The 12,510-nt window shown below is 45.4% G+C and carries 13 protein-coding genes and 1 pseudogene; 5 read left to right on the top strand and 9 right to left on the bottom strand.

All coding sequences use genetic code 11. The annotated features are described in order from the left end of the window. Positions 1–837 (top strand): annotated as a pseudogene (locus IQR33_RS24930) (transporter); the annotation flags it as partial. A 75-nt stretch (positions 838–912) separates the two neighbouring features. Here the strand turns inward: IQR33_RS24930 and ompV are convergent. The 4 genes from ompV to IQR33_RS24910 form a co-directional block, all read right to left on the bottom strand. Continuing rightward, on the bottom strand, positions 913–1,689 hold the full coding sequence (gene ompV / locus IQR33_RS24925) for an outer membrane protein OmpV (protein WP_104980423.1): 777 nt from the start codon (positions 1,687–1,689) through the stop codon (positions 913–915). Positions 1,690–1,911: 222 nt separating this feature from the next. Then, positions 1,912–2,445 (bottom strand): copper resistance protein NlpE, encoded by a 534-nt coding sequence (locus IQR33_RS24920; RefSeq protein ID WP_005373930.1) that lies wholly within the window; start codon positions 2,443–2,445, stop codon positions 1,912–1,914. A 260-nt stretch (positions 2,446–2,705) separates the two neighbouring features. Next, on the bottom strand, positions 2,706–3,935 hold the full coding sequence (locus IQR33_RS24915; RefSeq protein WP_104980425.1) for a quaternary amine ABC transporter ATP-binding protein: 1,230 nt from the start codon (positions 3,933–3,935) through the stop codon (positions 2,706–2,708). Then, on the bottom strand, positions 3,928–4,827 hold the full coding sequence (locus IQR33_RS24910) for an ABC transporter permease (RefSeq protein ID WP_005373926.1): 900 nt from the start codon (positions 4,825–4,827) through the stop codon (positions 3,928–3,930). Before IQR33_RS24910 ends, IQR33_RS24915 begins: the two co-directional genes overlap by 8 nt. Before the next feature lie 500 nt (positions 4,828–5,327). On the opposite strand from IQR33_RS24910, the gene IQR33_RS24905 reads away from it, so the two are divergent. From IQR33_RS24905 to nqrM, 3 genes are read left to right on the top strand one after another with little or no spacing between them, the layout of a single operon-like run. Next, on the top strand, positions 5,328–5,618 hold the full coding sequence (locus IQR33_RS24905; RefSeq protein ID WP_005373924.1) for a DUF134 domain-containing protein: 291 nt from the start codon (positions 5,328–5,330) through the stop codon (positions 5,616–5,618). Further along, on the top strand, positions 5,615–6,121 hold the full coding sequence (locus IQR33_RS24900) for a NifB/NifX family molybdenum-iron cluster-binding protein (protein ID WP_104980426.1): 507 nt from the start codon (positions 5,615–5,617) through the stop codon (positions 6,119–6,121). The genes IQR33_RS24905 and IQR33_RS24900 overlap by 4 nt, the downstream gene beginning before the upstream one ends. Position 6,122: 1 nt before the next feature. Beyond that, complete coding sequence (nqrM, locus tag IQR33_RS24895; RefSeq protein WP_025768002.1) at positions 6,123–6,332, top strand: (Na+)-NQR maturation NqrM; 210 nt, start codon at positions 6,123–6,125, stop codon at positions 6,330–6,332. On the opposite strand, the gene IQR33_RS24890 is transcribed toward nqrM, so the two are convergent. Further along, positions 6,310–7,122 carry a phosphotransferase gene (locus IQR33_RS24890; RefSeq protein WP_170890210.1) on the bottom strand — a complete coding sequence of 271 codons (813 nt, stop codon included), beginning with the start codon at positions 7,120–7,122 and terminating at the stop codon, positions 6,310–6,312. The genes nqrM and IQR33_RS24890 overlap by 23 nt on opposite strands. Before the next feature lie 187 nt (positions 7,123–7,309). Between IQR33_RS24890 and IQR33_RS24885 the strand changes: the two genes are divergently transcribed. After that, the gene (locus tag IQR33_RS24885) at positions 7,310–7,504 is read left to right on the top strand and encodes a hypothetical protein (RefSeq protein WP_005373920.1); all 195 of its coding nucleotides are present in this window, start codon (positions 7,310–7,312) and stop codon (positions 7,502–7,504) included. 75 nt (positions 7,505–7,579) lie between these two features. On the opposite strand, the gene fusA is transcribed toward IQR33_RS24885, so the two are convergent. The 4 genes from fusA to IQR33_RS24865 all read right to left on the bottom strand — a co-directional run. Then, entirely contained in the window at positions 7,580–9,604 is a 2,025-nt protein-coding gene (gene fusA, locus IQR33_RS24880) for an elongation factor G (protein ID WP_104980430.1), read from the bottom strand. Positions 9,605–9,897: 293 nt separating this feature from the next. Then, positions 9,898–10,890, bottom strand: coding sequence for an N-acetyl-D-Glu racemase DgcA (gene dgcA / locus IQR33_RS24875; protein ID WP_033906306.1), 993 nt, complete (start codon positions 10,888–10,890; stop codon positions 9,898–9,900). A 50-nt stretch (positions 10,891–10,940) separates the two neighbouring features. Then, positions 10,941–11,945 carry an N-acetyltransferase DgcN gene (gene dgcN / locus IQR33_RS24870; protein WP_104980432.1) on the bottom strand — a complete coding sequence of 335 codons (1,005 nt, stop codon included), beginning with the start codon at positions 11,943–11,945 and terminating at the stop codon, positions 10,941–10,943. A gap of 101 nt (positions 11,946–12,046) precedes the next feature. Further along, positions 12,047–12,510, bottom strand: a 464-nt coding sequence (locus IQR33_RS24865; RefSeq protein WP_265575809.1) for a LysR substrate-binding domain-containing protein, incomplete at its 5' end; no start/stop codon positions are given.

Genomic DNA, 12,510 nt, shown 5'->3' with positions numbered 1-12,510 from the left:
AAAATCAGCGGCTGGAACCAGGAGAGTATGACTCTTGAAGCGCACAAAGAGTATTTTTCAGCACGCGCATTGTTAGATCAAATAACGCTGTCTCATGGAGATGTTAAAACCTTAAATATGTTGAGCTTTAACCAAAGCTCCGATCACGTTGAAGTGGAAAAAATTAGCGCATTTTCATATGTGACCTACCGCGAACGCGTGGAATCCCAACTCACAAAAGAGACTTGGTATCAACTCGCTGATTACATCCATGTGCAAAAGCGAATTTATGATGCGCCAAGTGCCGTTGACAGCATTCAGTTAGAGACTCACGAGCAAGATTTATCAATAACAGATGGTGTTGTGATACCTAAACTGAAAGGTAAAGTGGTATTAGCTGAACCTGTCTGGACGATTCCGAGTTTAATTCGTCATTCCGAATGGTTGCACAGTGTGATTCGTGCAACGGGATTAGAGTTAGAGATCATTGTTATTGATGACATTAGTTTTCCTGAGGTAGTGTCTCACCAAGCAGACTTGCTCTTCATTGAGGAAGTCATGGAAGCACCATTTGAATATGGCATCTTCGAATGGCTGTCGATAGCAACTGGACTGCGTTTTAGTTTTGATCAAAGCCAGATGTTAAGCCATAGAGAAAAGGTTCGCAGAGCGATGGCAGATGATCACTCGCTACAGTCTTTATTAAACCTAGAGAAAGCGCTGCGCGATCAGTACCTATATTTGCCTTTGTTTGTTGGCTACGAAGAAGTGACAAAAACACAGCAAGTGCGAGGTGTGCAGGTGAAGAATACAGGCTATAGCGATTTACATAGGTTATGGATTGCTCATTCACACTAGAGTCTGTGTTCAAGATTATGCAAATGTCCAACGCATAAAGCCATCGAAATGATGGCTTTATAAGGGCGTATCGGATTAGAAGTTGTACGACACACTTGCGCCAACAACCCATTGGTTTGCACTATCAATGATAGATGAGTCGCTGATACCGCTGCCTAGGCGCGTGTATTGTGTCATTTGGCTTACTTGCCAGTTGTCGTTGATTGGCATAACAAGTTTGTAGCCCACACCATAGCTTACTGTTGAATCACCTTTGTATGCTTTGCGGTTTGCGTTTGCTTCGCGTTGTTTCACACCAAAGTAGTAATCTACGTAGTCTTCACTTTGATAAGTTAGGTTAGCAAAAGGAACAAAATCAACACTACCGAATTTCATGATGTGGAAGTAAGTCGCGCCCGCTAAGTAACCTTTGTAAGCACCACTGATATCGTGCTGAAGGTACGTAGAAATGACGTTGTTTTGATCCAGTGTAAAGTCTGCGTTTAAACCTAGATCGACGGCGAAGCGGCGTTTATCTGTGCCTTTCAGGCTTTTCGCTGTATCACCGTCGCGCATTACACCGCTACCTACAAGGTAGGCACTCATGTTGATTAACTCATTGGTGTTACCGAAGAAGCGGTAGTTAATGCCACTTAGGTCGGCATTAAAGTCGTCACCATGGTAACCACCGTTGAGAATTGGTGCTGTATTATGCTTTTGATCTTTGAAAAGATCGCTGCCTTGAGCCACACCAGCTTCTACGTTCCAACCGCCTTCGTTGTTGTAGATGTTACCGTTACGAATGTAAGTATCGCCAGCGAAAGCTGAGCCAGCAGCTGTCAGAGTAAGTAGTGCAATTAATGTTTTTTTCATCATTTTTCCGAGTTGTTCTGTTTTGTTTTGAACACTGTACAAAATGACGTTGTAAGCATCTATCGGCAAAGCGTATGGAAATGTAATGAACAATCAGGGTAAGAAGCAGAATGTTGCTTCAGAATAGAAAGGTTGCTGGAATAGCTTTCGTTAAAACAGCGAAAAAATCCGAGCTGGGGTGGCTCGGATTTTGGGTATTTATCAGGTATTGATACTAGCTTCTTACTGTTTCGTTAAGTTGTATAGTGGTGCTAGGTCACCCGTTACTTTTTCGCCATTCATGTCTAGCTTCATAAGTACGTTTTCACCAACAAAGTATTGGTTTGGTGCATCTTCATTTGTCAACGTTACGATGCTGCCATTTGCGTCCCAAGTGAATTGACCTTCAGATTTTGATTGACCGTCTTCTTTGTCTTGGTAGCTTTCTTCAAGTACGTAAGTGCCATCTTGATTTAGTGTGATGGTCATATCGATACCAGCACAATCCGCGCAAGGTAGTGTTCCTTTGTAGGTGCCGTTCCAGTCCAGAGCACTTTGTGCGTTGTGTTCAGAGTCTACAAATGTCTCTTCAGTAATTACCTGTTCTTCTTCTACTGGTAACGTGTCAATTGTCTCAGTCGTAACGTCTGCACTGGTGGTGACTTCAGTTTCCGTTGCCTGAGGTACTTCAACTGCGCTTGTTTCGGCAGGTTTCTCATCTTGACAGCCTGCAAGAATGATTACCGCGCCTGTTAGTGCCAACATTGTCTTTTTCATTTTATCCCTCTTTAAATCAAGATTTTGTATGAGAGTAATAGTAGACATTTATCGAGGATTTGCGTCATCAAAAAGCAATAGAATGATCTAACTATGTCAATAAAACCGGATATGAGCATGAAATTGTCAGGAAAATCAGAACAATGTAAATGTTGCTTTGGGTATCAAGCTTGAGCCCACAGACAAATATCTAAAAGGGGATTGTGAGCGAGTTAATTGATAACAGCCCACATTGTTGTGAGCTGTATTATCAACATCATCTAAGAAACGTTATTGAAGCTTGAGCGTGAAGTGCCTCGTTTTGTGCTTCGTTGATCAGAAAACAGCTCCGCAATAACCTGACGATTTAATTCGCCTTTCAAATTGCCGTGCTTATCGATGACGGGCAGTGAATATTCACACGACATGACTTCAGTCAGCACTTGCTCAATGGCTAAATGTGGAGAGATGGTAGGCACCTCTTCATAGATATCATCACGCCAATCTGATAGGTGAGTTAACTTCGCTGCGTTTAGCAATCCTTGCTGTGTTATCACGCCTTGATAGCCTGCATTGGTCTCATGGTAGGCATAATCACGTTTAACACGTTTCATTTCACTCAGCGCATCTTCAATGGTTTCAGCGCGAACACAGTACGAAGGTGGCTGCATCAGCGTTTCGACCGTCAGTGCTCGCGCTCTATTGACGTCTTTTACAAAGGCTTCAACGTACTCATCGGCAGGATGCAGTAAGATTTCGTCCGGTGAACCTTGTTGGACAAGTTCACCGTCTTTAAGAATCGCGATGCGATCGCCAAGTCGAAGCGCTTCATCTAAATCATGAGTAATGAAAATAATGGTTTTGTGCAGCTTCTGTTGCAGCTCTACCAACTGATCTTGCATTTCGCTCCGAATCAGAGGGTCCAATGCTGAGAAAGCCTCGTCCATCAACAGTATTTCGGCGTCGGTAGCCAGTGCCCGTGCAAGGCCCACACGCTGTTGCTGTCCACCCGATAGTTGAGCAGGATACTGGTGCTCATAACCCGTCAGTCCAACGGTTTCTAACCATTCATTTGCTTTTTCTAAGCGCGCCTCTTTATTTATTCCCTGAACTTCTAAACCATATGCGATGTTGTCGATAACAGTGCGATGAGGCAGCAAGCCAAAGCGTTGGAACACCATAGACATCTTGTGACGGCGAAACTGTTCAAGCTCTTTGTTAGAAAGTTGCATGACATCCACCCCTTCTACCAAAATCTGCCCCATGGTTGGATCGATTAATCGGTTGAAGTGGCGAATCATGGTGGATTTTCCAGAACCGGATAATCCCATAATGACAAAAATTTCACCCTTTTGAATTTGCAGGTTGATGTCTTTTAGTCCGACCGTGTGGCCCGTTTCCGCTAAAACCTGCTCTTTACTATGTCCCAACTTAACGCGCTCAATCACGCTATTGGGTTTGGGGCCGAAGATTTTATACAGACCGCTGATTTCGATAAGTGGACTAGTCATGTTTTGAGTCTCCTAAATGAGCTTGAGTGCGTTTCGCATACGCTTGTGAAGCACGGTCAAAAAGGATTGCTAGGGCGACAATTGCTAAACCATTGAGAAGACCAAGAGTGAAATATTGATTGGTAATAGACTTTAGAACAGGCTGACCTAAACCTTTTACCCCAATCATTGATGCGATGACCACCATTGACAGTGCCATCATGATCGTTTGGTTAATTCCCGCCATGATGGTTGGCATTGCAAGCGGAAGCTGAACCCCAAAAAGCCGTTGCCGAGTGCTGGCACCAAATGCGGTTGCGGCTTCCAATACTTCTTTATCAACTAGACGAATGCCCAAATTGGTTAAACGAATAACCGGTGGAATCGCGTAGATCACTACTGCGATAAGGCCAGGAATTTTCCCGATGCCCAATAACATCACAACTGGAATGAGATACACAAATGCCGGCATGGTTTGCATGACGTCTAGTAATGGTGTTACCACCGACTGAATGCGATTAGAGCGCGCCATAGCGATGCCGATAGGGATACCAAGTGCGATGGCAAGCATAGTACATACAGTGATGATACTGAGCGTGCGCATAGTATCTTCCCACATTCCAAAATAGCCAATCAGAATCAGCGAACCAAAACATGCAGCGGCCAGTTTCCAAGAGCGGCTAGCGGCATAAACGAGAGTGGTGCAGACACCTAAAATAATGAACCAAGGTGTAGAAATCAGAAGTTTTTCAAACCAGACAAGAAACGCCAGGAGCGGATCAAACAGAGACTCAATGAGTTCACCATACTCGCGAGAGAAATCTCTGTAGGCGCCGTCGAGTGTTTTGCGAATCGCCCTGAGATCAGAGGCATCCATTTCCGGGAATTCGCTGAGCCAATTTGAGTCAGACATATGTACTTCCTTTTTCTGATATACCTAAGCGCTTTCAAGAAACTTAATTTGGCAAGAAGAGTAGGGCACCTAGGCCAAGTAATGGTCGTTCGACAGGTTCTTTATCGAACGTATTACTCTTTAAGCTCAGGCGAATATCGTCAAACTTCTCTTTTTCGTTCCTTAGGTATACATCCTTTAAAATAAAACAATCATTAGTGTTCAAACTAATGATTTGCTTGGATTATAGTTTTTCTTCTTCAATAAAATGAACACATTAGCGTGTATTTGTATGAAAAATCTGCGCAAACTAACGTTTTTATTATCCGGTTAATTAGAATTGATCTTTTTGCTCGTTTGTCATCGAAATTTCTAAATTATTAGATGTCTAATTAATGCTGATGTATTACGTATTTGTCGTGTTGATTTTTGCAAACTTAGTTTATTGGCATATGCTAAAAATGTTATTGGCATATGCCAGTTTAAGGCGTAATTTGACTCCGTGTTTTTGAGGGACAATGATGGCAAGACCAAAGATAGAAAGACGAATATGCGGACGTGCGGCTCACCACTGCTTTAAGCCCAATGGCATTCCATTTAATCAGTTGGAGCAAGTCGCCATATTACCAGAAGAGTTAGAAGCGCTACGTTTAGCCGACTTAGAGGGGCTTAGCCAGCAGCAAGCTGCGGAGCAGATGGGCGTTTCTAGACAAACTTTTGGTAACACAGTAAAAAGTGCAAGGTTGAAAGTCGCAAAAAGTTTAGTTGAAGGTCATGCATTAGTTTTTCCGAATGAGGAGTCAAACTTATGATTTATGCTATTCCTAATGATGGTGAGCGGGTGGCAAACCACTTTGTAAAAGCACCATACATTGCTATTTATTCTGATACTGACGGTATGCTAAAAAACTTAGCGAACATAGCTTCTATGCCACAAGCGGGTTGTAATGCGAAGTCTCAGTTGATTCAGTCTCTAAAAGGGTACAATGTGGATGCTGTTCTTGTGCGAAATATCGGTGAACGTGTATTGGCAAAGCTACTTAGCAGTGGCACGCCAGTATTTAGGCTGTCTACTCGTAGTTCCTTGGAAGATGTGCTTGCGGTTCCAAGAGAGCCTTTGATTGAGCCCTCTCAAGGACGTCCATCAAACAATCATAAGAAAAGTGTTCACAAAGAAAAAGGCGGCTGCGGCTCCTGTGGTTGTGGTGGCCAAAAATCAAAAACCTCCTTGTTGGCAAGACCTAAAGCGCTACTCAAAGCAACATCTAGCCCTGCTATACTTAAGCTAGAGTCGATGGCTAATAAGGCAGGTTAATATGGTTTGGTTATTTACCTTTCTTGGTTTTCTCGCAATCATTTTGTTGATGTCACTTGGTGTCATTTTTCATAACAAGCGTATTCAAGGAAGTTGCGGCGGTTTAAACAACGTCGGTGTTGATAAAGTATGCAACTGCGAAACCTCATGCGCAGAACCTGAAAGGCGTTTACATCAAATCTCAGAGCCTAACTCATCACCTGAGCACTAAGGCTTTTGGCCCATTGCGGCAAGGTTTGCCGAAACCAGTCCAAATACTTGCTGGTCTGCGGATTCTCTCTGGAGACCAGTATGTTGACTACCTCGACAACGATCCACGCTTTTGCTAGTCCGATATCGCGCGCCAATGCTGTTGTTTCACCTTTCTCTGCGCACTTTATATACTTGCCTGCTACGTTCAAGTAATCATCAAATGTGCCCATGCCCTCGATGAGCGGCGCTAAATCTATCGCGACATGCCCTGTAGAGAAGCGCTCCCAGTCGAACAGCACCAGCTCGCCATTTCTACGCTGTCCCCAGTTTCCAGCATTCGAGTCTCCGGAGATCAAGTTCTGTCCATCGAAAAGGTGCGCCGATCGTTGTTGGAGGTTGTGGAAGAACTGTTCTGTCTCTGAGCCCAGTTCAAGTGTTGCGAGTGCTTGTTGGGTCGCTTGTGGTGTCCACTGATGGCGGTGATAAATACCATCTGATATTGGTGGAAGTTGGTGCAGTTTGACGAGTTGTTCAATGACTCGAGGATCTTCAAGTAAGAATGCTTGCTCGACTGCGTGGGGAACGTATTCAATGTGCAGAACGTTTTTCTGGTCGTCGAGTTGAATCAAGCGCGGTACGTGTATTCCAAGCGCGTTAAACTGCTCGGCATAGCGTTGATAAAACGCCACTTCTATTTGAGTAGGGTTACGTTTTTCTATTACTTGGACGCCATCTTTTTCGATGAGAAAAACTTTGGCACTGCCCATTTGGTTGAGTTCTTGTTGCGACACCGGACTTCCTGTGTTCATGTAGAGAAATCTCACCTTAATCGCTGCACTCACGTTTGCCAATAGCCACGACAAAGTGCCTCAAAAATATTAAATGCAACCGTTTAAATATGATTTTGCTGTGAGTGTCTAAATTTTACACAGTCTCGCCTGTACTCCGATAAATTCGTTCTACGCTTACTATTCGTCTTAATAAAGGAGAACCAAAATGGCTGTAATGAAGCAGGATATTCCAAATCGTGTAACGGTTTACCATGACAATATCGATCAAGAACAAGAGCTGAAAAATGCGATGCTGCCAGAGAAACCGCGCTACTTTAACGGTGCTCCGACTTACAAAGCGAACAGCATCGAAGAGTTTGAAAGCAAAATCAGTCAGATAGGTTTGTCTCTCGATAAATAATTTTTCTTTTACCTAAAAGCGCCCTCAAAATGAGGGCGCTTTTTTGTTTATGTGATTGATTTGAATCTTAGGGAATTAACCTTGTTGTGCACTGCCTTGGCAGACCTGTTTTTGCACTGCTGGTGGCGCGGGCTCGTAATGGCTTAAAGTCATACTAAAACTGCCTTCACCACCCGTGATGGAGCGCAATCGACGAGCGTAATCTTGCAGCTCATTTACTGGTGACTTGGCTCTGAGTAAGGTGAAGCTGCTGTCTATTGGCTCGGAGCCTTCGATTAAGCCTCGGTTTCCAGATAAATCACCAGAAACATCGCCAACATTCGCGGTTGGGATGTGCAGTTCCATCTGGACAATGGGTTCTAGCACAATAGGATCTGCGTTGTTAATCGCATCTAAAAAGGCTTTCTTACCTGCGATGACAAACGCTATTTCTTTCGAATCGACGGAGTGATATTTACCGTCATAAACGGTGACTTCCACATCCTTAATTGGGTTGCCAGAAATCGCGCCTTCCTCTAACGCTTGCAAAATACCTTTTTCAACAGCAGGAATGAGCGCGGTTGGAATGGCGCCACCCACCACTTTGTTGATGAACTTAAATCCGGCACCACGTTCGAGTGGACGAACCTTCAATTGCACTTCACCAAATTGGCCTGCACCGCCACTTTGTTTTTTGTGTCGATAATGCCCTTCGGCAGGTTTGGTGATGGTTTCAAAGTATTCGACGCTTGGTTGGCAGGTTTCGACGTCCAGTTTGTACACGTTCGCCATCTTTTCTAATGCGACTTTGAGGTGAAACTCCCCTTGGCCGCTGATGATGGTTTCGTTGGTGCGAGCGCGATGTTCGATGCGCAGCGAAGGATCTTCACTGGCAATTTTATTCAGCACATCTCCTAATTTTTGCTCATCTCCACGCTTAAGAGGCTTCAAGCACAAAGAATACATGGAGTCAGGAAGGTCCAACGTTTTGAGTTGAACACCATCTTCTTCGTGAGAGTCATGAACGATTGAATCGAATTCGAGATCATCCACTTTGGCTAAAACGCAGAAGTCGCCTGCAAGCGCGCGAGGGATCTCGGTTCTATCTTTGCCCTGCAGTTGATATAAGTGCCCAACTTTAAATGCCTTGTTGCTTTCGCCAATATAAAGCTGGCTGCCCGCATTGATTTCACCCTGATACACACGTAAGTAGGCAAGTTTTCCCATATATGGGTCGACGCTGACTTTGTACACGTGTGCGACGGTGTGCTCTAAGGTTTCGCAATTTACTTTGATTTTTTTGCCGTTCTTTTCCAGTAGAGGAGGGTTACCCTCGTTTGGCATGGGCATGATCTCCGCCAAGGTGCGCAGCAGCAACTCGACGCCCGCGCCGGTTTGTGCTGAGACAAAACAGACCGGAATCACATGTCCAGTTCTCAGTGCTTCTTCAAACGGATCATGCAGTTGCTCTGCGGTGAGTTCAGAGCCTTGTTCCAGATACAGTTCCATCAGTTCTTCATCGACTTCGATGACTTGGTCAATTAAGGTCTCATGAGCTTCATCTACTGTTGCAAGTAAGGTTTCTCGTCCCAATTCTGGTTCGAAATAGCAGTCAACTACAGATTCCCCGTCAGTCGAAGGTAAGTTGATCGGCAAGCAGTGGTCACCAAAATGCTCAACGATGTTCTCCATCAATCTCTCTAACTGATTACCGTGGTTATCGAGCTTATTGATGATGATCATCTGACATTTTTGCTGCTCTTTTGCAAAGGTGAATAAGCGATCGGAAGTTTGGTTAAGCGGTGTTTGAGGGTCGATGACAAGGGCGGATGTTTCAACGGCAGGAAAAACGCTGATAGTACGGCCAAGTAACTCGTTTTGTCCCGGAGTGTCGATGATATTGAGCCGGTGTTTATTCCAGCGCAGTGCGACTGGCGTTGCTTCAATACTGTGTTGATATTGGATGGATTGAGGGTCGAAGTCGGTAACAGTATCGCCTTTTTCTACGCTGCCTAAATGGTGGGTGGCATCGCAGGTGAAGAGCAGTTTTTCTATCAGTGTGGTTTTACCGGTCCCGGTTTGACCGACAAAAGCGATATTGCGTATTTTATTGATAGGCATAAAGCCTCCTTGCAAGATGGCGTGAAAAACCTACGAATTGCTAGGAAGTGGGTTGTTATAGAAACCCACGCACTGCATTGGAGTAGGGCGGGATTACCGCCTATTCGTTTTCCACGTCATTTTCCGGATGACTCGATGCATAAGACCACCTTCTTGGACTACTGGAATCTTAGCATGCCTCAATAACCATATAATTTATGTGATTTATTTCATGATGGGGCTGATTGTTTTTTAATCGAGATCATAAACTCAGAGGTTCTGACTTTTGGAGCAAAACCTCTGGATTGTTTAGGCTATTTGGAAAGAACGATTTCGCCGTCGCGATAAACCAAGCTTGGCGTTACATCTTGTCCTAGTAACACCGGGCCATCAAGATCGACAACGCTTGCCTGAGCAGCAATAGGTAACGCGGCTCGCATCGCCAGCGACGTCCCCAACATACAACCGGACATGAGGCTAAAACCGAGTTTTTGGGCGTCGTCGGCTAATAATAGTGCTTCAGTGAGCCCGCCAGTTTTATCTAGCTTAATATTCACCATTTCATATTTGCCAACCAACTGATGCAATTGCTCTCTGGTGTGACAACTTTCATCGGCGCAAAGTGGAATGGGGTGCGGAATGCTGGCGAGTACGTCATCGCAGTCTTGTGGCAACGGTTGTTCGATCATGGTGATGTCTAGCGGTTCGAGTTGAGCAAATACCGTCGCGAGGTCGAGGTTTTGCCACGCTTCATTCGCATCTAAGACAATTTGTGCGTGCGGCGCGGCATCGCGTACTGCTGCAACGCGCTCAATCACGTTTTCACCATCCAGTTTTACCTTAAGCAGTTTTGCGCCTTGGCTAAGGTAAGCTTGTGCCTGTTTTGCCATCGCTTGCGGCTTGTCGATAGAAACCGTCATCGCCGTCACAATCGCCTCGGGTAACGTAAAGAGGTCGTGAACCTGCTGCTTTTGGCTCAAAAGCGCGTGAAGATGCCAAAGGGCGCAATCCAATGCATTTCTTGCCGCCCCTGCGGGTAATAACGATTGAAGCTGGCTTTTGAGAACCATGACATCAGCTTCGCCTTTGGCATACAAACTTTGCAGTTCATGCGCGGCGTGAGAAATCGCCTTAATCACCGATTCAACCGATTCACCATAACGAGGGTATGGCGTGCATTCACCTTGGGCGGTCATGCCTCGATGTTCAATTGTCACGCGGACTACGTGGCACTCTGTCCGACTGCCGCGAGAGATGCGAAATGGTGTCGCCATGGCAATCGTGACGGGTTCTACATGAATTTTCATCTCACTAGTTTTCCCTAAACCGCAGTTATTTTCTAAACCGTAAATGTTTCTTAAATCGTAAGGAGCCTATCTGCAACCGCATCAACGCCAAAACGCACAGGGTCGGTGACGGGCACCTGGTATTTGTCGCTCCAATCCTGGCATAACTGGGCTGCATCTTCTTCGCTGATCGCCGAAGTGTTCAAGCAAATACCCACTAATTGAGCGTTTGGATTTGTTAGGCGAGCAGCGGCCAGATTCGCTTCTATCGTTTGTTCAATGGTTGGTAAGTTCGCATGTGGTAAGTTGCGGATGTGCGGGCGACCAATCTCATGGCACAGTATCAGAGCGTCAGCTTGTGCGCCGTGAAGTAAGCCCAAACTTACGCCAGCAAATGAAGGGTTAAACAATGAACCTTGCCCTTCGATGATGTCCCAATCGTGATCGGTGAACTCAGGGCTGATCGCTTCTACTGCGCCGGAGATAAAATCGGCAACTACAGCATCAATCGAAATGCCACTGCCTGCGATGAGAATTCCGGTTTGACCCGTTGCTTTGAACTCTGCACGACAGTTTTTACGCTTCAATGCATGCTCAATGGCAAGGGCAGAGTACATTTTTCCAACGGAGCAATCTGTCCCTACAGTAAGTACTCGCTTGCCTGCGCGAGCTTTGCCATTGCCGACCTTGAGCGGGGCATCATAATGGCGAACATCATACAGTTTGGTTAATCCGCGTTGTTCTAGATCGGCAAGGGGAGCAAATTCCGCCAAACGTTGGTGCATGCCCGATGCAATTTCAAATCCCATCTCTGCCGCTTCAAGTAAGGTTGCTTGCCAAGCTTCGGGAATGACGCCTCCTGGATTTGCAGTGCCAAGCACCAGCGTTTTTGCTCCTTGCTGCTGCGCTTGTTGTAGTGTCATGTCGGTTAAACCAAGCGATACGGTTTCTGGCGTCAGGCGGATTTGGCCAAGACAAATCTCAGGTCGCCATTGATATATGCCACGCGCGGTTTTTGCTGCGAGTGGATCGGTTACATCGCCAAGAAAAAGTAGGTAAGGTTGAGCAATTTGCATGATGGTTCCCTTCGTCATCGTTATTGCTCATTAATGTAGCCAGACTGATTTAGGAAACCGAATGCTTATTTGTTAGGCAGGTATAACTTCAGGTTATACCTTTAAACCATCTGTTGTTTTAGGGCGGTGATAAATTGCTTTGTCGCAATGGATTGAGGTGTGTGCTCTGCGAATAAAATAGAGACAGAGAAGGACATATTTGGCTCCAAAGCATGCACGGAAACGGCATTATCTTGGCGATATTGTTTTGCAGTCCAAGGGTCTACAATCGCGAATCCTGCTTCGTTTTTCACCAGTTCAGCCGCCGCGGAGTAGCTGCGGACGGTAATGGCATGTTGATAATGCTCGTCACGCGCCGATAAGGTTTGATGCAGCAATAAGCCCAGAGGGTCTCGGCTATCTAAACCGATAATGGGTAAATCGTGACTGATGAGTTCTTCTAAAGTGACGGTTTTTTCTGTGGGTATCGCTGCGCTTTTAGGGGCAATTAGCGCCAAGTTTTCTTTTAATAACATGTGTCCCATGATCGCTGGTGGCGTTTCTTCACCGAACGCAATGGCGACAT

It is taken from the genome of Vibrio sp. OPT46, assembly GCF_015163535.1.
Taxonomy (GTDB): Bacteria; Pseudomonadota; Gammaproteobacteria; order Enterobacterales; family Vibrionaceae; genus Vibrio; species Vibrio alginolyticus.
This window is presented reverse-complemented; position numbering and strand designations above follow the sequence as displayed.

Bases quoted from the DNA above. Each gene is read 5' to 3' on its own strand.
- dgcA (WP_033906306.1), bottom strand. From the start codon at position 10,890: ATGAAAATTCATGTAGAACCCGTCACGATTGCCATGGCGACACCATTT.
- IQR33_RS24905 (WP_005373924.1), top strand. From the start codon at position 5,328: ATGGCAAGACCAAAGATAGAAAGACGAATATGCGGACGTGCGGCTCAC.
- IQR33_RS24890 (WP_170890210.1), bottom strand. From the start codon at position 7,122: ATGAACACAGGAAGTCCGGTGTCGCAACAAGAACTCAACCAAATGGGC.
- IQR33_RS24915 (WP_104980425.1), bottom strand. From the start codon at position 3,935: ATGACTAGTCCACTTATCGAAATCAGCGGTCTGTATAAAATCTTCGGC.
- dgcN (WP_104980432.1), bottom strand. From the start codon at position 11,945: ATGCAAATTGCTCAACCTTACCTACTTTTTCTTGGCGATGTAACCGAT.
- IQR33_RS24900 (WP_104980426.1), top strand. From the start codon at position 5,615: ATGATTTATGCTATTCCTAATGATGGTGAGCGGGTGGCAAACCACTTT.
- fusA (WP_104980430.1), bottom strand. From the start codon at position 9,604: ATGCCTATCAATAAAATACGCAATATCGCTTTTGTCGGTCAAACCGGG.
- IQR33_RS24910 (WP_005373926.1), bottom strand. From the start codon at position 4,827: ATGTCTGACTCAAATTGGCTCAGCGAATTCCCGGAAATGGATGCCTCT.
- IQR33_RS24885 (WP_005373920.1), top strand. From the start codon at position 7,310: ATGGCTGTAATGAAGCAGGATATTCCAAATCGTGTAACGGTTTACCAT.
- nqrM (WP_025768002.1), top strand. From the start codon at position 6,123: ATGGTTTGGTTATTTACCTTTCTTGGTTTTCTCGCAATCATTTTGTTG.
- IQR33_RS24920 (WP_005373930.1), bottom strand. From the start codon at position 2,445: ATGAAAAAGACAATGTTGGCACTAACAGGCGCGGTAATCATTCTTGCA.
- ompV (WP_104980423.1), bottom strand. From the start codon at position 1,689: ATGAAAAAAACATTAATTGCACTACTTACTCTGACAGCTGCTGGCTCA.